Consider the following 21,340-nt stretch of genomic DNA (forward strand, 5'->3'; position numbering starts at 1 on the left):
GCGCCGCGGCGCCTCGATTTGTCAATTAACGCGAGTACAGTTCGACGATCAGCGCTTCGTTGACGTCAGCAGCGATCTCGTTACGCTCCGGGAACGAACGGAAGGTGCCTTCCATCTTCTTGGCGTCGACCGAAACCCAGCTCGGCATGCCGACTTGTTCGGCCAGCGACAGGGCTTCCAGGATACGGGTCTGCTTCTTGGCCTTTTCGCGCACGGCGACGACGTCACCGGCCTTGACCTGGTACGAAGCGATGTTCACGACCTGGCCGTTGACGGTGAAGGCCTTGTGGCTCACCAGCTGGCGCGCTTCGGCGCGGGTCGAGCCGAAGCCCATGCGGTAAGCGACGTTGTCGAGACGTGCTTCCAGCAGCTTCAGCAGGGTTTCACCGGTGTTGCCCTTGCGGCGCGACGCTTCGGCGAAGTAGCGGCGGAACTGACGCTCCAGCACGCCGTAGATACGCTTGACCTTCTGCTTTTCACGCAGCTGGTTGCCGTAGTCCGAGGTACGGGCGCCCGACTTCACGCCGTGTTGACCCGGCTTGACGTCCAGCTTGCACTTCGAATCCAGCGAGCGGCGTGCGCTCTTCAGGAACAGGTCGGTGCCTTCACGGCGAGCCAGTTTTGCTTTTGGTCCGATATAACGTGCCACGTTGTACTTCCTTTATTTGAATGATCACGCCCCGGATGCGGATGGAATCCCGCAACAGGCGCTAGTCCGGTTCTGCATGAGACCGGACGTGGCTTACAAAAAGCCTCCAATCGGGACGATCGGAGGCGACAATAGCCGGGCAGTATAACCCAATTACGGGTTAACTGCACCGGCGATCATTGACCACAAGGGTGCGGTCAAAGCGCGTGGTATCCACACAACAGGCGGGCGAGCCCGCCCATCAACTTAGATACGACGACGCTTCGGCGGACGGCAACCGTTGTGCGGTACCGGCGTCACGTCCTGGATCTCGGTGATCTTGATGCCCAGGTTGTTCAGCGCGCGCACAGCCGATTCACGGCCAGGGCCCGGGCCCTTGATGCGCACTTCCAGGTTCTTCACGCCGTATTCCTGAGCGACCTTGCCAGCAGCTTCAGCTGCGACCTGCGCCGCAAACGGGGTCGACTTACGCGAACCCTTGAAGCCGGCGCCGCCGGAAGTTGCCCACGACAGGGCGTTGCCCTGGCGATCGGTGATCGTGATGATGGTGTTGTTGAACGATGCGTGGACGTGTGCGATGCCTTCGGCGACGTTCTTTTTGACTTTCTTGCGGATGCGGGCTGCAGCCGCCGAGCTTTGTTGCTTAGCCATGGTCGGTTCCTAGATTATTTCTTCAGCGATTGAGCGGCCTTGCGCGGGCCCTTGCGGGTACGTGCATTGGTACGGGTACGCTGACCGCGGACCGGCAGGCCCTTGCGGTGACGCATGCCACGGTAGCAGCCCAGGTCCATCAAACGCTTGATGTTCATGGACAGCTCACGGCGCAGATCGCCTTCGACGGTGAACTTGCCGACTGCGTCACGCAGCTTTTCCAGTTCGTTGTCGTCCAGGTCCTTGACCTTCTTGTTGGTTGCAACACCAGTGGTTTCGCAGATCTTTTGCGAGCGGGTGCGACCGATACCGTAGATTGCCGTCAGGCCGATCACGGTGTGCTGATGATTGGGGACGTTGACCCCTGCAATACGTGCCATTCGATATTCCTCGTATTAACCTTGACGCTGCTTGTGACGCGGCTCGACGCAGATCACACGGACCACGCCCTTGCGCTTGATGATCTTGCAGTTGCGGCAGATCCGCTTGACTGAAGCATTAACTTTCATTTTGCACTCTCTTCCAGATTCAGATACTTAAATGTTTTACTTGGTGCGGAACACGATGCGGGCCCGGGACAGGTCGTACGGCGTCAACTCCACCGTCACCTTGTCGCCTGGGAGAATGCGGATGTAATTCATGCGCATTTTACCCGAGATGTGTCCCAATACCACGTGCCCGTTTTCCAGCTTCACGCGAAACGTCGCGTTCGGGAGATTCTCGAGAATCTCCCCTTGCATTTGGATGACGTCGTCTTTTGCCATTCGGTCTATACACTCCTGGGCGCTCGCCGCTCAACGCGACGGGATGCCGCCCTTGAAATTAGCCTTGCGCAGCAGCGATTCATATTGCTGCGACATGACGTAGTTCTGCACTTGCGCCATGAAATCCATCGTGACGACCACGATGATCAGGAGCGAAGTACCGCCGAAGTAGAAAGGTACTTTCCACTGGCTCTGCATGAACTCCGGCAGCAGGCACACTGCCGTGATATAGACCGCACCGGCCAGGGTCAGGCGCATCAGGATCTTGTCGATGTAGCGCGCAGTCTGCTCGCCCGGACGGATGCCCGGAACGAATGCGCCGCTCTTCTTCAAGTTGTCCGCCGTTTCCTTGCTGTTGAATACCAGCGCCGTATAGAAGAAGCAGAAGAACACGATCGCCACCGCATACAGCAACGCATGGATCGGTTCGCCGGCTGTCAGCGACGCGGCCAGGTCCTTCAGGAAGCCGATGAACGGATTCGAAGTGTCCTTGCCACGGGTGAACCAGTCGACGATCGTGGCCGGGAACAGGATGATCGACGAAGCGAAGATGGGCGGAATGACGCCGGCCATGTTCAACTTCAGCGGCAGGTGGCTGGTTTGGCCACCGTAGATCTTGTTACCGACCTGGCGTTTCGCGTAATTCACCAGGATCTTGCGCTGGCCGCGTTCTACGAACACGACCGCGTAGGTCACGAGGGCCACCAGAATCACGATGAAGATTGCGGCGAAGCTGCTGATCGAACCGTTCGACACCAGGGTGAACAGGCTACCCAGTGCGTTCGGCAGACCGGCTGCGATACCGGCAAAAATGATGATCGAGATACCGTTGCCAAGACCACGTTCGGTGATCTGCTCGCCCAGCCACATGAGGAACATGGTGCCGGTCAGCAGCGTCACGACGGTCACGAAGCGGAAAGCGATGCCCGGGTCGATCACGAGGCCCTGCTGGGCCTCGAGGGCGACCGCGATGCCGAACGCCTGGAACAGAGCCAGCAGCACCGTGAAGTAACGGGTGTACTGGGTGATCTTGCGGCGACCGGCCTCGCCTTCTTTCTTCAGTGCCTCCATCTGCGGCGAGACGATCGACACCAGCTGCATGATGATCGAAGCCGAAATGTAAGGCGTGATGCCAAGAGCGAACACGGCAAAGCGGGACAGTGCGCCACCCGAGAACATGTTGAACATGCCCAGGATGCCGCCCTCGTTCTGCTTGAACAGCTGGGCCATGGCGACCGGGTCAATCCCGGGGACCGGGATATGAGCACCGATACGGTACACGACCAACGCGCCAAGCAAGAACCACAGCCGGCCCCAGGGGAAACCGGATGCTGCACTTTTACCAAGTTGTGAATTAGTCGCCAATTTTTGCTCCGATCAGGCAGCGGCCGCTTTAGGCGACCGAACCGCCAGCTGCTTCGATCGCTGCTTTCGCGCCAGCGGTCGCCTTGATACCCTTGAGGTTCACCGCTTTGGTGATCTCGCCGGACAGGATGACACGCACGTCGCGAGCGACCACCGGCAGCACGCCGGCTTGCTTGAGCACCAGGATGTCGACGTCGCCGACGGCCAGGGCGTTCAGGTCCGACAGACGGACTTCAGCCTTGAACGTAGCGTTCAGCGACTTGAAGCCACGCTTCGGCAGGCGGCGCTGCAGCGGCATCTGACCGCCTTCGAAACCGACCTTGTGGAAACCGCCCGAACGCGACTTCTGACCTTTGTGACCACGGCCGGCAGTCTTGCCCAGGCCGGAGCCGATACCGCGACCGACGCGGCGCTTCGCATGCTTGGCGCCGTCTGCAGGTTGAATGGTATTGAGTTGCATAGATTTTCTCCGTTGACCAAGCCGCGGCTTAGTCGACAACTTTGACGAGGTAGTTGACCTTGTTGATCATACCGCGGACCGACGGGGTGTCTTGCAGCTCGGAGACCGAGTTGACGCGACGCAGACCCAGACCACGCACGGTGGCGCGGTGATCCTGACGGGTACCGATCAGGCCTTTGACCAGCTTGACTTTGATGGTGTTTGCCATGGTAATTCCCCTTAACCCAGGATTTCTTCGACCGACTTGCCGCGCTTGGCAGCGATGTCAGCCGGGGTGCTCATTTTCGCCAGACCGTCGAGGGTAGCGCGAACCAGGTTGTACGGGTTCGAGGAACCGGTCGACTTGGCGACCACGTCGGTCACGCCCATCACTTCGAAGATAGCGCGCATTGCACCGCCGGCGATCACGCCGGTACCCGGCTTGGCCGGGGCCATCAGGACGCGCGAGGCGCCGTGGCGGCCGGTAACGGTGTGCTGCAGGGTACCGTTCTTGAGGGGCACCTTGATCAGGTTGCGGCGGGCTTCTTCCATCGCTTTTTGCACGCCGACCGGAACTTCCTTCGACTTGCCTTTGCCCATGCCGATGCGGCCATCGCCGTCACCGACAACGGTCAGCGCTGCAAAACCCATGATACGACCACCCTTGACCACTTTGGTCACGCGGTTGATCGCGATCATTTTTTCGCGCATGCCATCATCCGGCTTGTCGCTTGCCATTTTCGCTTGCATTTTTGCCATGACGATTCTTCCTTAGAACTTCAGACCGGCTTCGCGGGCAGCTTCTGCCAGCGCTTTGACACGGCCGTGGTAACGGAAACCCGAACGGTCGAAAGCGACCTCGGTGATCCCTGCTTGCAGTGCTTTCTCTGCGACGCGCTTGCCGACCAGGGCAGCCGCGGCAGCGTTGCCGCCTGCGCCAGTCTTGCCAGCCAGTTCGGCGCGCACGTCTGCTTCCAGCGTCGAAGCCGAAACCAGGACCTTCGCATCCGGGCTGATCAGGTTCGCATAGATGTGCAGGTTGGTGCGGTGAATCGACAGGCGATTCACGCCCAGCTGGGCGATCTTGATGCGGGTTTGGCGTCCGCGACGCAGACGCGATTGTTTCTTGTCCATGTCAGCTCCGATTATTTCTTCTTGGTTTCTTTAAGCTTCACCACTTCGTCCGAATAACGGACACCCTTGCCTTTGTAAGGCTCAGGCGAGCGGTAAGCGCGCACTTCCGCGGCGACCTGGCCGACCTTTTGACGATCGATACCCTTGATCAGGATCTCGGTCGGGGTCGGGGTGGTTGCGGTGACGCCTTCCGGCATCGCGTGCAGAACCGGGTGCGAGAAGCCCAGCGACAGGTTCAGGGCGTTGCCCTGCACTGCTGCCTTGTAGCCCACGCCGACCAGGTTCAGCTTGCGCTCGAAGCCCTTGGTCACGCCGGTCACCATGTTGTTGACCAGAGCACGCAGGGTGCCCGACATCGCGTTCGATTCGCGGGAATCGTCGATGACGTCGAACGACAGCGTGCCGTTGTTGTTTTCTACTTTGACCAGGCCGTTCAGCGGCTGGGTCAGGGTGCCCAGCGGGCCCTTGACGGTGATCGACGACGCGTTGATCGCGACATCGGTACCGGCCGGGACGGCGATTGGCATCTTAGCTACTCGAGACATCGTCTACTCCTTAAGCCACGTAGCAAATCACTTCGCCACCGACACCGGTTGCGCGTGCTTTGCGGTCGGTCATCACGCCCTGCGGGGTCGAGATGATTGCCACGCCCAGGCCGTTCATGACCTGAGGGATTTCATCCTTGCCCTTGTAGATGCGCAGGCCAGGACGGGAGACGCGCTCGATGCGCTCGATGACCGGACGGCCGGTGTAATACTTCAAACCGATTTGCAGTTCCGACTTGCCACCTTCGGTGGACACGGCGAAATCTTCGATGTAACCCTCGTCCTTCAGGACGTTGGCGATCGCAACTTTCACTTTCGACGACGGCATCGACACGTTGGTCTTTTGCACGCCCTGTGCGTTACGAATGCGGGTCAGCATATCGGCGATAGGATCGCTCATACTCATTGCTTGTTCTCCTATTACCAGCTAGCTTTGGTCATACCCGGGATTTCGCCTTTCATGGCGAATTCGCGGATCTTGGTACGGGCCAGACCGAATTTACGGAAAGTGCCACGCGGACGGCCGGTCATTGCGCAACGGTTGCGCTGACGGGTCGGGGCCGAGTTACGCGGCAGGGCCTGCAGTTTCAGGCGCGCTTCGTAACGCTCTTCTTCGGTCTTCGACTGGTCGTCGATGATTGCTTTCAGAGCGGCACGCTTTGCGGCGAATTTCTCCACCAGGTCTGCACGCTTCTGTTCGCGGTTAATCAGTGCAAGTTTTGCCATGCTCTTAGTTCCTGAACGGGAATTTGAAGGCGGCGAGCAGCGCTTTGGCTTCTTCGTCGGTCTTGGCGGTGGTGGTGATCGAGATGTTCATGCCACGCAGCGCATCGATCTTGTCGTAATCGATTTCCGGGAAGATGATCTGCTCTTTGACGCCGATGTTGTAGTTGCCGCGACCGTCGAACGATTTGCCGCTGACACCGCGGAAGTCACGCACGCGCGGCAGAGCCACGGTGATGAAGCGGTCCAGGAATTCGTACATGCGGTTGCCGCGCAGGGTCACCATCGTGCCGATCGGGTAGCCTTCGCGGATCTTGAAACCTGCGATTGCCTTGCGAGCCTTGGTCACGACCGGCTTCTGGCCGGCGATCTTGGTCAGGTCGCCGGTAGCGTGCTCGATGATCTTCTTGTCGGCGACTGCTTCCGACAGACCCATGTTCAGGGTGATCTTGGTCAGGCGCGGAACTTCCATCACCGATTTGTAACCGAATTTCTCGGTCAGCTCGGCGACGACTTTGTCTTTATACAGTTGTTGGAGACGGGCCATTTCTTATTACCCTTTCACTACTTCGCCGTTCGACTTGAAGACGCGGACTTTTTTGCCATCCACATCTTTGTAGCCAACGCGATCTGCCTTGCCGGTCGCTGCATTGAACAGCGCGACGTTCGACACGTGAATCGGCATGGTCTTGTCGACGATACCACCAGTGACACCAGTCATCGGGTTCGGCTTGACGGCCTTCTTGGCCACATTCACGCCTTCGACGATAACGTGTTCAGCATCAACGCGCTGCTGGACGACGCCGCGCTTGCCTTTGTCTTTACCGGCCAGAACGATGACTTCGTCGTTTTTACGAATCTTAGACATTACGACTCCCTTACAGAACTTCAGGTGCCAGGGACACGATCTTCATGAACTTTTCGGTACGCAGTTCGCGCGTTACCGGTCCGAAGATACGGGTGCCGATCGGCTCCAGCTTGGCGTTCAGCAGAACGGCGGCATTGCCGTCGAACTTCACCAGGGAACCGTCTTGGCGGCGCACACCCTTGGCGGTACGCACAACCACGGCATTGTAGATTTCACCTTTCTTGACGCGGCCGCGCGGAGCGGCTTGCTTCACGGTGACCTTGATCACGTCGCCAATGCTGGCGTAACGGCGCTTGGAGCCGCCCAATACCTTGATGCACAGAACTTCTTTTGCACCGGTATTGTCGGCCACTTCGAGCCGGCTTTCGGTTTGAATCATGATATTTTCTTTCCCAACTTAAGCCGTAGTAATCCCCACGGAAACCGTGGGCCTGCGGTCAGTCTTGGTCCCGCCGCACCGCCCCTGCTGGAGCAATACGTTTGGGTGATTGGACTTTCCAATGTACTTCATTTGCAGGCCGCAGCAATCGCGGAGACCAACTGCGGCGACACATGAACGAAGCCCGCTAGTATCTCAGATACCAGCGGGCGTCGCAAGACAAATTTTAGTGCTTACAGTACTTGTGCGACTTGCACAACACGCGTCAGCGTCCAAGCTTTGGTCTTCGAGATCGGACGACCTTCCGCGATCTCGACCGTGTCACCGATCTTGGCCTGGTTGGTCTCGTCGTGCGCGTGGTACTTGTTCGAGCGCACGATGATCTTGCCGTACAGCGGGTGCTTGACGTGACGTTCGATCAGCACGGTCACCGTCTTGTCCATTTTGTCGGACACGACTTTGCCGACCAGCGTACGCTTCAGCGCCGTTTTAGTGGTGTCGTTCATTTGGCTTCCTTCTGGTTCATCACGGTCTTGACACGCGCGATATCGCGGCGCACCTTCTTGAGCTGCGCGGTGTTGGTCAGTTGCTGGGTCGCGACTTGCATACGCAGACCGAACTGGGCCTTCAGCAGTTCGCTCAGCTCTTTCTTCAGAGCGTCCTGGTCCTTGCCGCGGAGTTCTGTTGCTTTCATTCTTAACTCCTGTTATTGGCCGACTTGACGCACGACGAAGGTCGTGGCCAGCGGCAGTTTGGCGGCAGCCAGGCGGAATGCTTCGCGCGCCAGTTCTTCAGCGACGCCGTCCATCTCGTACAGGACTTTGCCCGGCTGGATTTCAGCGACGTAGTACTCCGGGTTACCCTTACCGTTACCCATACGGACTTCGGCCGGCTTGTTCGAAATCGGCTTGTCCGGGAAGATACGGATCCAGATACGGCCGCCACGCTTGATGTGACGGGTCATGGCACGACGGGCAGCTTCGATCTGGCGTGCGGTGATACGGCCGCGGGCAACTGCCTTCAGACCGAATTCACCGAACGACACTGCGGTGCCGCGGGTGTGCGAAATGCCGGTGTTACGGCCTTTCTGCTCTTTACGATACTTTCTGCGGGATGGCTGCAGCATGCTTATTCTCCTGCTTTCTCAGCTGCCGGCTTGGCAGCAGCGCGGCGACCGGCTGGAGCGGTACCTGGTTTGGCGCCTGGACGCGGACGGCCGCCCGGCTTGCCATCATCGCGGCGCGGGCCGCGTGGCTTTTTCTCGTCGGCCGGGACGTCGATCACAGGAGCTTCGCCCGTTGCCGAACGGTCGCCCTTGTAGACCCACACCTTGACGCCGATGATGCCGTAGGTGGTCGATGCTTCGCTGGTGCCGTAGTCGATATCGGCGCGCAGGGTGTGCAGCGGCACACGGCCTTCGCGGTACCATTCGGTACGTGCGATCTCGATGCCGTTCAGGCGGCCCGACGACATGATCTTGATGCCGACAGCGCCCAGGCGCATGGCGTTCTGCATCGCGCGCTTCATGGCGCGGCGGAACATGATGCGCTTTTCGAGCTGCTGCGAGATCGAATCGGCGATCAGCTGCGAGTCGATTTCCGGCTTGCGGATCTCTTCGATATTGACGTGCACCGGCACGCCCATGATCTTGGTCAGCGACGACTTCAGGACTTCGATGTCTTCGCCTTTCTTACCGATGACCACGCCCGGACGCGACGAGTAGATCGTGAAGCGTGCGTTCTTGGCAGGACGCTCGATGACGATGCGGCCGACCGAAGCGTTCTTCAGCTTCTTCTTCAGGAAGACGCGTGCTTCCAGGTCTTCCTTCAGCATGTCGGCGAAGTTGCCGTTGCCAGCGTACCAGCGCGATGCCCAGTTACGGGTGACCGCCAGGCGGAAGCCGGTTGGGTGGATTTTCTGACCCATCGTATGCCCCTTAGTTACCGACAGTCACGTAGACGTGACAGGATTGTTTCGAAATGCGATCACCGCGGCCTTTGGCGCGAGCCGTAAAGCGCTTCAGGATCGGGCCCTTTTCGACATAGATCTGAACCACTTTCAGTTCGTCGATGTCGGCACCATCGTTGTGCTCGGCGTTCGCGATTGCGGACTCCAGCACTTTCTTGATGATGGTCGCGCCTTTTTTCGGGCTGAATTGCAGGATGTTCAGCGCAGCGTCGACTTTCTTGCCGCGGATCAGGTCCGCAACCAGGCGGCCCTTCTGCTCCGACAGGCGTACGCCTTTGAGGATAGCTTTAGTTTCCATTATTTCTTCGCCTTCTTGTCAGCGGCGTGGCCCTTGAACGTGCGGGTCAGGGCGAATTCGCCCAGCTTGTGACCGACCATGTTCTCGGAGACGTACACCGGCACGTGCACCTTGCCGTTGTGGACAGCGATCGTCAGACCGATGAAGTCCGGGGTGATCGTCGAGCGGCGCGACCAGGTTTTGACTGGCTTCTTGTCTTTGGTCGCTTGCGCGGTCTCGACTTTTTTCACCAGGTGGGCGTCAATGAACGGCCCTTTTTTCAATGAACGAGTCATGTCTTATCCTTATTTCTTGCCGCGGCGCGAAACGATCATCGAAGACGTGCGCTTGTTCGAACGCGTCTTCTTGCCCTTCGTCTGCTGGCCCCATGGGGAGACCGGGTGACGACCCGCAGCCGTACGACCTTCACCACCACCGTGCGGGTGGTCGATCGGGTTCATGACCACACCGCGGACGGTCGGGCGGACACCGCGCCAACGCATCGCACCGGCTTTACCGATCTTGCGCAGGCTGTGTTCTGCATTGCCGACTTCGCCGATGGTGGCGCGGCACTCGATGTGCACGCGACGCACTTCACCCGAACGCAGGCGGACCTGGGCGTAGGTGCCTTCGCGTGCCATCAGCACGACGCCGGCGCCAGCGGTACGCGCCATCTGCGCGCCCTTACCCGGCAGCATTTCGACGCAGTGCATCACGGTACCAACCGGGATGTTGCGGATCGGCAGGCAGTTGCCCGACTTGATCGCAGCTTCCGAGCCGTTCATGACGCTGTCGCCGACAGCCATGCCTTTGGTGGCGATGATGTACTGACGCTCGCCGTCCGCGTAGCACAGCAGAGCGATGTGCGCGGTACGGTTCGGGTCGTATTCGATACGCTCGACCTTGGCCGGAATACCGTCCTTGTTGCGCTTGAAGTCAACGATACGGTAGTGTTGCTTGTGACCACCGCCGATGTGGCGGGTGGTGATGTGGCCGTTGTTGTTACGACCAGCAGTCTTCGATTTCTTCTCAACCAGGGCTGCGAACGGACGACCTTTGTACAGGTCGCTGTTCACAACCTTCACCATGCCGCGGCGGCCTGGGGAGGTTGGCTTCATCTTAACGAGTGCCATTATTGAGCCTCCTCGACAAAGTTAATTTCCTGACCCGGCTTCAGGGCCACGAAAGCGCGCTTGGTGTGGTTGCGGCGACCGGTGAAACGGCCCGAACGCTTGACTTTGCCTTCGCGGTTCACGGTCTGCACCGATTCCACTTCGACTTTGAACAGCAGTTCGACGGCAGCTTTGATTTCCGGCTTGGTCGCGTCAGGCAGGACCTTGAACACGATCTGTTCGTTCTTTTCCGCGACGAAGGTCGCCTTTTCGGAAATGACCGGAGCCAGCAGCACCTTCATCAGGCGCTCTTCGCTGAATTTGATTGCGGCGCTCATGCGTACATCTCCTCGATCTTGGCCAGAGCAGCTTTGGTGACCAGGACTTTCTTGTAGAACACCAGCGACATCGGGTCGGCGTGCTTCGGCTCGACAACCAGCACGTTCGGCAGGTTGCGCGATGCCAGCAGCAGGTTTTCGTCGATGGTGTCGGTGATCACCAGGACCGATTCCAGGCCCATGCTCTGCAGCTTCTGCGACAGCAGCTTGGTCTTCGGGGCTTCGATCGACAGGTTTTCGACGACGCTCAGGCGCTCTTCGCGGGCCAGCTGCGACAGGATCGAGCACATGCCGGCGCGATACATCTTCTTGTTGACCTTGTGCGAGAAGTTCTCGTCAGGCGAGTTCGGGAAGATGCGACCACCACCACGCCACAGCGGCGACGACGACATACCGGCACGGGCGCGGCCGGTGCCTTTCTGGCGCCAAGGCTTCTTGGTCGTGTGGGAGACTTCTTCACGATCCTTCTGCTTGCGGTTACCGCTGCGCGCGTTGGCGGCGTAGGCGACCACGATCTGGTGGATCAGTGCTTCGTTGTAATCGCGACCGAAGACTTCATCGGTGGCGTTCACGTTCGAGCCGGCTTGGCCTTGCTCGTTCAGGAGCTTCAGTTCCATCTTTTACGCTCCTTTCTTTGCTTTGACCTTGACGGCCGGCTTGACAACCACTTGGCCGTTCTTGGCGCCAGGAACGGCACCCTTGACCAGCAGCAGTTGACGCTCGGCGTCGATACGGGCGATTTCCAGGTTCTGGGTGGTGACGGTTTCGTCGCCCATGTGACCGGTCATGCGCTTACCAGGGAACACGCGGCCCGGATCCTGCGCCATACCGATGGAGCCAGGAACGTTGTGCGAACGCGAGTTACCGTGGGTTTGACGGCCCGAAGCAAAGTTGTGACGCTTGATGGTACCGGCGTAGCCTTTACCGATCGAGGTGCCTTGCACGTCGATTTTCTGGCCGACTTCGAACAGGGATACATTGACTGCGTCGCCAGCCTTGAAACCAGCGGCTTGCTCGGCGTCGATGCGGAATTCCTTCAGCAGCGTACCGGCTTCGACACCAGCTTTGGCGTAGTGACCCGCACTGGCCTTGTTCACGCGGGAAGCGCGACGTTGACCGAATACGACCTGAACAGCGGAATAACCGTCGGTTTCAGGAGTTTTGATTTGCGCAACACGGTTGTTCGACACGTCCAGCACGGTGACCGGGATCGAATCCCCGTCATCCGTGAAGATGCGCATCATGCCAACCTTGCGACCGAGAAGGCCCAGGCTCATTTTTTCTCCAATTCCCACCTGCGATTGGGCGGGGATAGTTGAACTACAAAACGCATGGGCAAAAAAAGACATGCCCATACCGAAGCCGGCTAGTATAGCGCCCGCATCGGAAGGACGCAACAGGAGAATGCGAAGAGTTGACGCGGCCTGTTGCGTTTCACGCTGAAGTTCTGGAGAAGAAAGGAATCTGACCTGGCTGGTCAGCACAGAAAAGGCACACTGCTGCGCCTTTTCTCTACAGGCGCTCGTGAAGCTGAGGCCTGCGCTATGAAGAAATTCTGGTGGGCGGTGCAGGATTCGAACCTGCGACCCCTTGGATGTCGACCAAGTATTCTAACCAGCTGAACTAACCGCCCGGGGAGTCGCATTATACGAGCAACAATCCGGAAAGCGCAATACCCGGATGCAAAATCTTGTGCGCTGCACGAGACCGTTACAATTGGCCGCTCGATAAGCAGTACGTTGGAAAGGATGATTGCATGGATCTGGTGTTTTTCAATAACACGACACTGGTGTGGCTGACGGCGCTCGGCGTCGCCGCCGCGGTGATGCTCGCGCTCTACGTGACCAAGAAAGTGGTGGTGCACCACCTGCGCCGGCTGGCCGAGCGCACCGAGACCCGGCTCGACGACATCGCCGTCGAAACCCTGGATGCGACACGGATGTTCGTGATCGTCGTGATGGGACTGTTCGCCGGCAGCAAGCTGCTGGTCTTGCCCGAGTACGTGCACCAGCTGGTGACGCGGGTCGCCATCGTGGCCGGCCTGATCCAGACGGCGCTGTGGGGCAATCGCGCCCTGCGCGCCTGGCTGACGGAGTATTACCGCAACCGCTCGGACGAACCCGGCCGCGCAACCTCGGCGGCCGCCGTCAGCTTCATTGCGCGCATGGTGCTGTGGATCGTGATCCTGCTGATGATTCTGGATAACCTGGGCGTCAACATCACGACCCTGGTCGCCTCGCTCGGCATCGGCGGCGTGGCGGTCGCGCTGGCGGTGCAGAACATCCTGGGCGACCTGTTCGCTTCGCTGTCGATCGTACTGGACAAACCCTTCGTGATCGGCGACTTCGTGATCGTCGACAAATACCTGGGCACGGTCGAATACGTGGGCCTCAAGACCACGCGCATCCGCAGCCTCGGTGGCGAAGAACTGATCTTCGCCAACGGCGACTTGTTAAAAAGCCGGCTCCAGAACATGACCCGCATGCAGCGGCGCCGCATCGTGTTCTCGATCAGCGTGACCTTCGACACGCCGCGCGACAAGCTGGCGGCGATCCCGCCGATGCTGACCGAGATCGTCAAGGCGCAGCAGACGGTGACCTTCGACCGCGCCCACTTCCAGGGTATCGGCCCGGCGTCGATGAATTTCGAGGTCGTGTACTGGGTCGAATCGCCGGACTACAACCGCTTCATGGACATCCAGCAGGACATCCTGCTGCAGATCGTCGACGGCCTGGCGGCGCGCGACATCCGCCTTGCCTACCCCACCCAGGTGCTGCACACGCCGGACCTGCGGGGCGCGGCCGAAGCCGCAGCCGCGGCGGCGCAGCGCAATGCCGCGCCGGCGGATGCGCACGGCGGCGTGCTGCCGGCGCGGCGCGCCTGAACCGGGGCCTGCATTACAGCAGCGGGCCGGTCGAGGCCCGCACCACCAGCGTGCTGCTCAGCGCCGTGGCGCGCAGCGGCGCGTGCAGGCCCTTGATGCGGTCGATCAGCTGCTCGATCGCCAGGCTTGCCATCTCGCGCTTGGGCGGCGCCACCGTCGTCAGCGGCGGGTTGGTGTAATTGGCACCGTCGATGTCGTCGTAGCCGATCACCGACAGTTCGCCCGGGATGTTCACGCCGGCGCGCCCGGCCGCGCACAGGGCGCCCAGGGCCATCAGGTCGCTGGCGACGAACACCGCGCTGGGCGGATGCGGCTGGCCCAGCAGGCGGGCAAAGGCGGCGTGGCCGCCGGCACTGGTGAATTCGTCGTGCACGATACGCCCGGGCGGCACCGGCAGGCCGGCTTCCGCCATCGCGCGCAGGTAGCCGGCCACGCGCTGGCGCGCCCGCGGCAGGTCGGGCGGACCGGACACGCAGGCGATCGCGCGGTGCCCGAGGCCGATCAGGTGGCGCGTGGCCTGGTAGGCGCCCTCCTCCTGCCCGGCCAGCACCAGGTCCGCATCCAGGCCCGGCAGCGCACGCTCGAGCTGGACGATAGGCACCGCTTCGTGGCGCAGCATCAAGTCGCGCTCGTCGTCGTCGCCGCTGGCGACCAGGACCAGGCCGTCGATGCGCTTTCCCATCAGCAGGCGCAGGTAGGCGGCCTGCTTGCGCGCGCCGCCATGGGCGTTACACGGGATCATGTTGTAGCCGCGCTGGAAGGCGGCGTCCTCGATCCATCCGATCAGCTCGGCAAAATAGGGATTCGAACTGTCGGGCACCAGCACGCCGATGGTGTTGGTCTTGTCGTTCTTGAGACTGCGCGCGACGGCGCTCGGGATGTAGCGCAGTTCATCGATCACGCCCTGCACCCGCTCGCGCACGTCGCTGCTGACGACGCGCGTGTTGTTGATGACGTGCGACACCGTCGAGATCGAAACCCCGGCAAGCTGTGCGACCTGCTTCATTGTGGTCATCGCGATCTCCCCAATACGTGACCAGATCTGTTTTATTGTTGCCGTTCGCTGCGCACCGCCCGGATGAGGCGATCGGGCTGGTCGACGTACAGGAATACGCAAGCCAGGCCGGTCCGCTCCACGCCGAGGTGTGTCAGGCGCACGCGGCTGTCCGGTTTCAACATGAGGGCTGTGTTCGGCTTGTCAAGAGGTGAAGCCGCCAGCGTACGGTGGCGCTCGATGCCTTCGCGGCGGCACCAGGTGTGCGTCTCGACATCGATGCGCCGGCAATCGGCAATGGCCGCCAGCGGGATGGTGCCGCCCGTGCGGGCACCGACGCGCAGTTCAAGCCCGTCCGCGGTCAGTACGTGACAGCCGCGGCCGATATGCCAGCGATCGCCCAGCACCCAGACCAGGGTCCACAGGACGCCGATCGCCAGCACTGCGTGCAATACGTGCACCTTGTGCGGATCGACCAGGGTCGGCGGCAGCAGCGGCAGCAAGGCTGCGTCGAGCGGCAGTTCGAACAGGGCCGCCATCAGCGCGATGACGATGCCGGTGCGGTAAGCGCCGCGCTCGAGATAGCTAAAGGCCTGGCCGGCCGGCGGCGCAGGTTGCGGACGCCGCCTCAGCCACTGCACGAAACCGTGGCGCAGCGCCGCATCCAGCCGCAGCAGACCGATCAGCTCGGGCGGCCAGCATGCCTGCAGCATGCTCGCCCAGGCACGGTTGGCGATGGCGGCGCGCAGGCGCGCCAGGGCGTCCGGCCAGTGCGACAGGTCTTTGGCGATGAAGGGCAGCAGCGGCGCGACCGGGATCAGCGGGCGCATGCCGTCCCTGAGGCCGGCGGGCAGCAGCCACTTCAGCAGCAGCATGCTCAACAGGATCAACCAGGCGCACTTGGCCATGTCGCGCCAGCTGTGGGTGCGCAGGCGCTGGGCCATCTGGGCAACCTGCGGGAAAGCGGCGGCGGTCATGGCAGTCCTTGTGACGGTTTCCCGAAGCAGGCGCTACGGTATTGACATATTGTCACAGAATTGTTTAGTACGTGCGGCTAAATAGGCGCACGACGCCGCCGCAATGAAAACGGGGCCGGTCCGCAAAGCGGTACCGGCCCCGGGGGTCATGACGGCCAGCGGCCGGCATGACGGAATTTTGACGAGCGGATTACTGCAGCTTGATTTCGACGTCGACGCCAGCCGGCAGGTCCAGCTTCATCAGTGCGTCAACGGTCTTGTCGGTCGGGTCCACGATGTCCATCAGACGCTGGTGCGTACGGATTTCGAACTGGTCGCGCGAGGTCTTGTTGACGTGCGGGGAACGCAGGATGTCGAAGCGCTGGATGCGGGTCGGCAGCGGGACCGGGCCCTTGACGACGGCGCCGGTGCGCTTGGCGGTGTCGACGATTTCCAGAGCGGACTGGTCGATCAATTTGTAGTCGAACGCTTTCAGGCGGATACGGATTTTCTGATTCGGAGCGGACATGCTATTTCCTTAAAAAAGAACGAACCGGCGTAATGCCGGCAATCATGTAAAGGTGAGGCTGTACTGCAGGAGGGACGGCAGTATAACACTGAACTCCCCCGGTGTTTCAGGCACTGTCACAAAAAAGGGACAGAACCGAAGTTCTGTCCCTCTTCCGTTACCTACTCACGTAGGCAGATCGAAGGCGATTAGGCCAGGATCTTGGCAACCACGCCGGCGCCGACGGTACGGCCGCCTTCGCGGATTGCGAAGCGCAGACCTTCTTCCATCGCGATCGGAGCGATCAGCTTGACGGTGATCGACACGTTGTCGCCTGGCATGACCATTTCCTTGTCTGCCGGCAGTTCGATCGAACCGGTCACGTCAGTCGTACGGAAGTAGAACTGCGGACGGTAGTTGTTGAAGAACGGGGTGTGACGGCCGCCTTCGTCTTTCGACAGAACGTAGATCTCGCCGGTGAAGTGGTTGTGCGGCTTGATCGAGCCCGGCTTGGCCAGAACCTGGCCACGCTGGACGTCTTCACGCTTGGTGCCGCGCAGCAGCAGGCCGACGTTGTCGCCAGCTTGACCCTGGTCCAGCAGCTTGCGGAACATTTCCACGCCGGTGCAGGTGGTCTTCACGGTGTCGATGATACCGACGATTTCGATCTCTTCGCCGACCTTGATGATGCCGCGCTCGACACGACCGGTCACCACGGTACCGCGGCCCGAGATCGAGAACACGTCTTCCACCGGCATCAGGAAGGCGCCGTCAACGGCACGTTCCGGGGTCGGGATGTAGCGGGCCAGGGCGTCGGGCAGGCGCTCGATGCACGCTTCGCCCATTTCGCCCGGCTGGCATTCCAGCGCCATACGTGCCGAACCTTTGATGATCGGCAGGTCGTCGCCAGGGAACTCGTACTTCGACAGCAGTTCGCGGACTTCCATTTCGACCAGTTCCAGCAGTTCTGCGTCGTCGACCAGGTCGCACTTGTTCAGGAACACGATGATGTACGGAACGCCAACCTGACGCGCCAGCAGGATGTGCTCGCGGGTCTGCGGCATCGGGCCGTCAGCGGCCGAGCACACCAGGATCGCGCCGTCCATCTGGGCAGCACCGGTGATCATGTTCTTGATGTAGTCGGCGTGGCCCGGGCAGTCGACGTGCGCGTAGTGACGGTTCGCGGTTTCGTACTCGACGTGCGCGGTGTTGATGGTGATGCCGCGTGCTTTTTCTTCCGGAGCCGCGTCGATCTGGTCGTAGGCCTTGGCTTCGCCGCCGAATTTCTTCGACAGAACGGTTGCGATTGCAGCCGTCAGGGTGGTTTTGCCGTGGTCAACGTGACCGATGGTGCCGACGTTGACGTGCGGCTTGGTCCGTTCGAATTTACCTTTTGCCATTTTGATCTTCCTTTAAAAGAACAATTTACTTCGTTTTTTGTTTGTTGAATCAGGGGCGGGACACGTGCCCCGCCCCCTGATTGTCATTACTTGGCTTTCGCGGTGACGATAGCGTCCATCACGTGCTTCGGTGCTTCCGAATAGTGCTTGAATTCCATCGTGTAGGTCGCACGGCCCTGGGTTGCCGAACGCAGCACGGTCGAGTAACCGAACATTTCCGACAGCGGGACTTCGGCCTTGATGATCTTGCCGCCGCCGCCCGGGATTTCGTCCATGCCCTGCACCATACCGCGGCGGGACGACAGGTCGCCCATCACGGTACCGGCGTAGTCTTCCGGCGTTTCCACTTCCACGGCCATCATCGGCTCGAGGATGACCGGGTTGGCTTTACGGCAGCCATCCTTGAATGCCATCGAACCGGCCATGCGGAACGCGTTTTCGTTCGAGTCCACGTCGTGGTACGAACCGAAGGTCAGCGTCACTTTGACGTCGACCACCGGGTAGCCGGCCATCACGCCGCTCGACAGGGTTTCACGCACACCCTTCTCGACTGCCGGGATGAATTCGCGAGGAATCACACCGCCCTTGATGGCGTCGATGAATTCGAAGCCCTTGCCCGGTTCTTGCGGTTCGATCGACAGCACGGCGTGGCCGTACTGGCCGCGGCCGCCCGACTGCTTGACGAACTTGCCTTCGACGTCGGTAACACCCTTGCGGATGGTTTCGCGGTAGGCAACCTGCGGCTTGCCGACGGTCGCTTCCACGCCGAATTCACGCTTCATGCGGTCGACGATAATTTCCAGGTGCAGCTCGCCCATACCACCGATGATGGTCTGGCCCGATTCTTCGTCGGTACGCACGCGGAACGACGGGTCTTCCTGCGCCAGGCGGTTCAGGGCCAGGCCCATCTTTTCCTGGTCGGCCTTGGTCTTCGGCTCGACTGCCTGCTGGATCACCGGCTCCGGGAACACCATCTTTTCCAGGATGATCGGTGCCGACGGGTCGCACAGGGTTTCGCCGGTGGTCGCTTCTTTCAGGCCGACTGCAGCGGCGATGTCGCCGGCACGGACTTCCTTGATCTCTTCACGCTGGTTGGCGTGCATCTGCAGAATACGGCCGACGCGTTCCTTCTTGCCCTTGATCGGGTTGAACACGGTGTCGCCCGACTTGATGACGCCCGAGTACACGCGGAAGAAGATCAGCTGGCCGACGAACGGGTCGGTCATGATCTTGAATGCCAGCGCTGCGAACTTTTCGTCGTCCGATGCGGTACGGGTGACCGGCTGGTCATCTTCATCGGTACCACCGACCGGCGGAATGTCCACTGGCGACGGCAGGTATTCGATGACGGCATCCAGCATGGCCTGCACGCCCTTGTTCTTGAACGCGGTGCCGCACATCATCGGAACGATTTCCGAAGCGATGGTGCGCTGGCGCAGTGCGGCCTTGATCTCGGCTTCGGTCAGCTCGCCCTCTTCGAGGTACTTGTTCATCAGCTCTTCCGACGCTTCAGCGGCGGTTTCGACCAGCTTCTCGCGCCATTCGTTGGCGGTGTCCACCAGTTCGGCCGGGATGTCGCGGTAGTCGAACTTCATGCCCTGGGACGCGTCGTCCCAGTAGATCGCCTGCATCTTGACCAGGTCGACCACGCCCAGGAAGTTGTCTTCGGCGCCGATCGGGATCTGCAGCGGGATCGGGTTGGCCTTCAGGCGGGCGCGCATCTGCTCGTACACCTTGAAGAAGTTCGCACCGGTACGGTCCATCTTGTTGACGAATGCCAGACGCGGGACTTTGTACTTGTTAGCCTGACGCCACACGGTTTCCGACTGCGGCTGCACGCCACCGACTGCACAGTAAACCATGCAGGCGCCGTCCAGAACGCGCATCGAACGCTCCACCTCGATGGTGAAGTCGACGTGGCCCGGGGTATCGATGATGTTGAAGCGGTGCGGCTCGAAGTTGTTGGCCATACCCTTCCAGAAGCAGGTCGTCGCTGCCGAGGTAATGGTAATGCCGCGTTCCTGCTCCTGCTCCATCCAGTCCATGGTAGCGGCGCCGTCGTGCACTTCACCGATCTTGTGGTTCACACCCGTGTAGAACAGGATGCGCTCGGTGGTGGTGGTCTTACCGGCGTCGATGTGAGCGGAAATACCGATATTGCGGTAGCGCTCAATGGGGGTAGTGCGTGCCATAATTTTTCCTAAATCTTTGAATGGACAAAACCGAGCAACATCTTGGTTATCAAAATGAGCTCGGCCTGAACAACAGATATTACTAAGGGGCCAATCCCGGGGCGACCTGCCCATGGATCGGCTGGTCCTTTTTTAGAAGCGGAAGTGCGAGAACGCCTTGTTCGCTTCAGCCATACGGTGCACTTCGTCACGACGCTTCATCGCGCCGCCGCGGCCTTCCGCCGCTTCCATCAGCTCACCACCCAGGCGTTGCGGCATGGACTTCTCGCTACGCTTGTTTGCGGCTTCGCGCAACCAACGCATAGACAGAGCCATACGGCGAACTGGACGAACTTCAACCGGCACCTGGTAGTTGGCGCCACCGACGCGGCGGGACTTCACCTCGACCATCGGCTTGGCGTTGTTGATCGCGGTAACGAAGACTTCCAGCGGGTCCTTGCCCGATTTGGTCTGGATGTATTCGAACGCACCGTAGATGATGTTTTCTGCGACCGACTTCTTGCCGGACAGCATCAGAACGTTGACGAACTTGGCGACATCGGTATTGCCGAATTTCGGATCCGGCAGAATCTCGCGCTTGGGTACTTCACGACGACGTGGCATTTCAATTCCTTCCTGTCTTCAGTTGAGTGCTTGAACCGCACTCGCGAAAAACCCTCATGGTTTTTCACTTACTCGGCCTTCCGGCCGGCTCAACTCAACAAATTAATTAAGCGAAAGTGCTAAGAATTACTTCTTGGCGGCTTTAGCGCGCTTGGCACCGTACTTCGAACGGGCCTGCTTACGGTCTTTCACGCCCTGGGTATCCAGTGCACCGCGGACCATGTGGTAACGCACACCCGGCAAGTCCTTCACACGGCCGCCGCGCAGCAGCACGACCGAGTGTTCCTGCAGGTTGTGGCCTTCACCGCCGATGTACGAAATGACTTCGAAACCGTTGGTCAGGCGGACTTTGGCGACTTTACGCAGTGCCGAGTTCGGCTTCTTCGGGGTCGTCGTGTAGACACGGGTGCAAACACCGCGCTTTTGCGGGCAGTTTTCCAGTGCCGGCGACTTGCTCTTCACAACCGCGGCTTCACGCGGCTTGCGAATCAGTTGATTGATGGTTGGCATCGTTCTTAATCCAACAAAGTTACTACGTTGATGACCCGGACTCATCAGGTGCTTCCGGGGACTGAAACCTAGTCTCGGCTT

34 protein-coding genes and 1 tRNA gene are annotated in these 21,340 nt (G+C 60.3%); 1 reads left to right on the forward strand and 34 read right to left on the reverse strand.

Features of this window, described 5'->3' with window-relative positions:
- Nucleotides 1-25: 25 nt before the first annotated feature.
- The 27 genes from rpsD to FBX97_RS20020 all read right to left on the reverse strand — a co-directional run bounded on the left by rpsD (nt 26) and on the right by FBX97_RS20020 (nt 12,845).
- On the reverse strand, nt 26-649 hold the full coding sequence (gene rpsD / locus FBX97_RS19890; protein WP_141835658.1) for a 30S ribosomal protein S4: 624 nt from the start codon (nt 647-649) through the stop codon (nt 26-28).
- 246 nt (nt 650-895) lie between these two features.
- Nucleotides 896-1,300 carry a 30S ribosomal protein S11 gene (gene rpsK, locus FBX97_RS19895; RefSeq protein WP_036172227.1) on the reverse strand — a complete coding sequence of 135 codons (405 nt, stop codon included), beginning with the start codon at nt 1,298-1,300 and terminating at the stop codon, nt 896-898.
- 14 nt (nt 1,301-1,314) lie between these two features.
- Nucleotides 1,315-1,680: a 30S ribosomal protein S13 gene (rpsM, locus tag FBX97_RS19900; RefSeq protein ID WP_141835661.1), complete on the reverse strand. Its 366-nt coding sequence runs from the start codon at nt 1,678-1,680 to the stop codon at nt 1,315-1,317.
- A gap of 15 nt (nt 1,681-1,695) precedes the next feature.
- Nucleotides 1,696-1,809, reverse strand: coding sequence for a 50S ribosomal protein L36 (gene rpmJ / locus FBX97_RS19905; protein WP_005663407.1), 114 nt, complete (start codon nt 1,807-1,809; stop codon nt 1,696-1,698).
- Between the two features lie 36 nt (nt 1,810-1,845).
- Nucleotides 1,846-2,064: a translation initiation factor IF-1 gene (infA, locus tag FBX97_RS19910; RefSeq protein WP_005663428.1), complete on the reverse strand. Its 219-nt coding sequence runs from the start codon at nt 2,062-2,064 to the stop codon at nt 1,846-1,848.
- A 30-nt stretch (nt 2,065-2,094) separates the two neighbouring features.
- Entirely contained in the window at nt 2,095-3,429 is a 1,335-nt protein-coding gene (gene secY / locus FBX97_RS19915; RefSeq protein WP_141835664.1) for a preprotein translocase subunit SecY, read from the reverse strand.
- Between the two features lie 28 nt (nt 3,430-3,457).
- A complete protein-coding gene (rplO, locus tag FBX97_RS19920; protein WP_141835667.1) occupies nt 3,458-3,889 on the reverse strand; it encodes a 50S ribosomal protein L15 in 432 nt (143 codons plus the stop codon).
- Nucleotides 3,890-3,917: 28 nt separating this feature from the next.
- Nucleotides 3,918-4,097, reverse strand: a complete 180-nt coding sequence (rpmD, locus tag FBX97_RS19925; protein ID WP_141835670.1) for a 50S ribosomal protein L30 — start codon at nt 4,095-4,097, stop codon at nt 3,918-3,920.
- An 11-nt stretch (nt 4,098-4,108) separates the two neighbouring features.
- Nucleotides 4,109-4,627: a 30S ribosomal protein S5 gene (rpsE, locus tag FBX97_RS19930; RefSeq protein ID WP_047826112.1), complete on the reverse strand. Its 519-nt coding sequence runs from the start codon at nt 4,625-4,627 to the stop codon at nt 4,109-4,111.
- Nucleotides 4,628-4,639: 12 nt separating this feature from the next.
- Nucleotides 4,640-5,002 (reverse strand): 50S ribosomal protein L18, encoded by a 363-nt coding sequence (gene rplR / locus FBX97_RS19935; protein ID WP_141835673.1) that lies wholly within the window; start codon nt 5,000-5,002, stop codon nt 4,640-4,642.
- Nucleotides 5,003-5,013: 11 nt separating this feature from the next.
- Nucleotides 5,014-5,547 carry a 50S ribosomal protein L6 gene (rplF, locus tag FBX97_RS19940; RefSeq protein WP_141835675.1) on the reverse strand — a complete coding sequence of 178 codons (534 nt, stop codon included), beginning with the start codon at nt 5,545-5,547 and terminating at the stop codon, nt 5,014-5,016.
- Between the two features lie 10 nt (nt 5,548-5,557).
- Entirely contained in the window at nt 5,558-5,953 is a 396-nt protein-coding gene (gene rpsH, locus FBX97_RS19945) for a 30S ribosomal protein S8 (RefSeq protein ID WP_141835678.1), read from the reverse strand.
- Nucleotides 5,954-5,967: 14 nt separating this feature from the next.
- The gene (gene rpsN, locus FBX97_RS19950; protein WP_141835681.1) at nt 5,968-6,273 is read right to left on the reverse strand and encodes a 30S ribosomal protein S14; all 306 of its coding nucleotides are present in this window, start codon (nt 6,271-6,273) and stop codon (nt 5,968-5,970) included.
- Nucleotides 6,274-6,277: 4 nt separating this feature from the next.
- Entirely contained in the window at nt 6,278-6,817 is a 540-nt protein-coding gene (gene rplE / locus FBX97_RS19955; protein ID WP_141835685.1) for a 50S ribosomal protein L5, read from the reverse strand.
- A gap of 6 nt (nt 6,818-6,823) precedes the next feature.
- Nucleotides 6,824-7,138, reverse strand: coding sequence for a 50S ribosomal protein L24 (rplX, locus tag FBX97_RS19960; RefSeq protein ID WP_141835689.1), 315 nt, complete (start codon nt 7,136-7,138; stop codon nt 6,824-6,826).
- Between the two features lie 10 nt (nt 7,139-7,148).
- Complete coding sequence (gene rplN, locus FBX97_RS19965) at nt 7,149-7,517, reverse strand: 50S ribosomal protein L14 (protein WP_036172202.1); 369 nt, start codon at nt 7,515-7,517, stop codon at nt 7,149-7,151.
- A 233-nt stretch (nt 7,518-7,750) separates the two neighbouring features.
- The gene (gene rpsQ, locus FBX97_RS19970) at nt 7,751-8,023 is read right to left on the reverse strand and encodes a 30S ribosomal protein S17 (RefSeq protein ID WP_141835692.1); all 273 of its coding nucleotides are present in this window, start codon (nt 8,021-8,023) and stop codon (nt 7,751-7,753) included.
- Complete coding sequence (gene rpmC / locus FBX97_RS19975) at nt 8,020-8,211, reverse strand: 50S ribosomal protein L29 (RefSeq protein ID WP_141835694.1); 192 nt, start codon at nt 8,209-8,211, stop codon at nt 8,020-8,022. The genes rpsQ and rpmC overlap by 4 nt, the downstream gene beginning before the upstream one ends.
- Nucleotides 8,212-8,223: 12 nt before the next feature.
- Nucleotides 8,224-8,643: a 50S ribosomal protein L16 gene (gene rplP / locus FBX97_RS19980; protein ID WP_005663456.1), complete on the reverse strand. Its 420-nt coding sequence runs from the start codon at nt 8,641-8,643 to the stop codon at nt 8,224-8,226.
- A gap of 2 nt (nt 8,644-8,645) precedes the next feature.
- On the reverse strand, nt 8,646-9,443 hold the full coding sequence (gene rpsC, locus FBX97_RS19985) for a 30S ribosomal protein S3 (RefSeq protein WP_141835697.1): 798 nt from the start codon (nt 9,441-9,443) through the stop codon (nt 8,646-8,648).
- A 10-nt stretch (nt 9,444-9,453) separates the two neighbouring features.
- Complete coding sequence (gene rplV, locus FBX97_RS19990) at nt 9,454-9,786, reverse strand: 50S ribosomal protein L22 (protein WP_170976705.1); 333 nt, start codon at nt 9,784-9,786, stop codon at nt 9,454-9,456.
- Nucleotides 9,783-10,058, reverse strand: coding sequence for a 30S ribosomal protein S19 (rpsS, locus tag FBX97_RS19995; protein WP_141835699.1), 276 nt, complete (start codon nt 10,056-10,058; stop codon nt 9,783-9,785). The genes rplV and rpsS overlap by 4 nt, the downstream gene beginning before the upstream one ends.
- 9 nt (nt 10,059-10,067) lie before the next feature.
- Entirely contained in the window at nt 10,068-10,895 is an 828-nt protein-coding gene (rplB, locus tag FBX97_RS20000) for a 50S ribosomal protein L2 (RefSeq protein ID WP_141835702.1), read from the reverse strand.
- Nucleotides 10,895-11,212: a 50S ribosomal protein L23 gene (gene rplW, locus FBX97_RS20005; protein ID WP_141835705.1), complete on the reverse strand. Its 318-nt coding sequence runs from the start codon at nt 11,210-11,212 to the stop codon at nt 10,895-10,897. Before rplW ends, rplB begins: the two co-directional genes overlap by 1 nt.
- A complete protein-coding gene (rplD, locus tag FBX97_RS20010) occupies nt 11,209-11,829 on the reverse strand; it encodes a 50S ribosomal protein L4 (protein ID WP_141835708.1) in 621 nt (206 codons plus the stop codon). The genes rplW and rplD overlap by 4 nt, the downstream gene beginning before the upstream one ends.
- Nucleotides 11,830-11,832: 3 nt before the next feature.
- A complete protein-coding gene (gene rplC / locus FBX97_RS20015; RefSeq protein WP_141835711.1) occupies nt 11,833-12,489 on the reverse strand; it encodes a 50S ribosomal protein L3 in 657 nt (218 codons plus the stop codon).
- Nucleotides 12,490-12,768: 279 nt separating this feature from the next.
- Nucleotides 12,769-12,845: transfer RNA gene (locus FBX97_RS20020), tRNA-Val, on the reverse strand.
- A 123-nt stretch (nt 12,846-12,968) separates the two neighbouring features.
- Here FBX97_RS20020 and FBX97_RS20025 point away from each other — a divergent pair.
- A complete protein-coding gene (locus FBX97_RS20025) occupies nt 12,969-14,096 on the forward strand; it encodes a mechanosensitive ion channel family protein (RefSeq protein ID WP_141835714.1) in 1,128 nt (375 codons plus the stop codon).
- Between the two features lie 13 nt (nt 14,097-14,109).
- Here FBX97_RS20025 and FBX97_RS20030 read toward each other — a convergent pair whose 3' ends face one another.
- From FBX97_RS20030 to rpsL, 7 genes are all read right to left on the reverse strand, one after another.
- Entirely contained in the window at nt 14,110-15,111 is a 1,002-nt protein-coding gene (locus FBX97_RS20030; RefSeq protein WP_141835718.1) for a LacI family DNA-binding transcriptional regulator, read from the reverse strand.
- Nucleotides 15,112-15,143: 32 nt separating this feature from the next.
- Nucleotides 15,144-16,067, reverse strand: a complete 924-nt coding sequence (locus FBX97_RS20035) for a hypothetical protein (protein WP_141835721.1) — start codon at nt 16,065-16,067, stop codon at nt 15,144-15,146.
- A gap of 190 nt (nt 16,068-16,257) precedes the next feature.
- Nucleotides 16,258-16,575, reverse strand: coding sequence for a 30S ribosomal protein S10 (gene rpsJ / locus FBX97_RS20040; RefSeq protein ID WP_036209000.1), 318 nt, complete (start codon nt 16,573-16,575; stop codon nt 16,258-16,260).
- Between the two features lie 188 nt (nt 16,576-16,763).
- Entirely contained in the window at nt 16,764-17,954 is a 1,191-nt protein-coding gene (tuf, locus tag FBX97_RS20045) for an elongation factor Tu (RefSeq protein ID WP_141835724.1), read from the reverse strand.
- Nucleotides 17,955-18,040: 86 nt separating this feature from the next.
- A complete protein-coding gene (gene fusA / locus FBX97_RS20050) occupies nt 18,041-20,146 on the reverse strand; it encodes an elongation factor G (protein WP_141835727.1) in 2,106 nt (701 codons plus the stop codon).
- 132 nt (nt 20,147-20,278) lie between these two features.
- Nucleotides 20,279-20,749 carry a 30S ribosomal protein S7 gene (gene rpsG, locus FBX97_RS20055; protein ID WP_141835730.1) on the reverse strand — a complete coding sequence of 157 codons (471 nt, stop codon included), beginning with the start codon at nt 20,747-20,749 and terminating at the stop codon, nt 20,279-20,281.
- Between the two features lie 126 nt (nt 20,750-20,875).
- Nucleotides 20,876-21,259, reverse strand: coding sequence for a 30S ribosomal protein S12 (gene rpsL / locus FBX97_RS20060; protein WP_005663517.1), 384 nt, complete (start codon nt 21,257-21,259; stop codon nt 20,876-20,878).
- Nucleotides 21,260-21,340: the final 81 nt, after the last annotated feature.

The organism is Herbaspirillum sp. SJZ107, assembly GCF_006715485.1.
GTDB lineage: Bacteria > Pseudomonadota > Gammaproteobacteria > Burkholderiales > Burkholderiaceae_D > Telluria.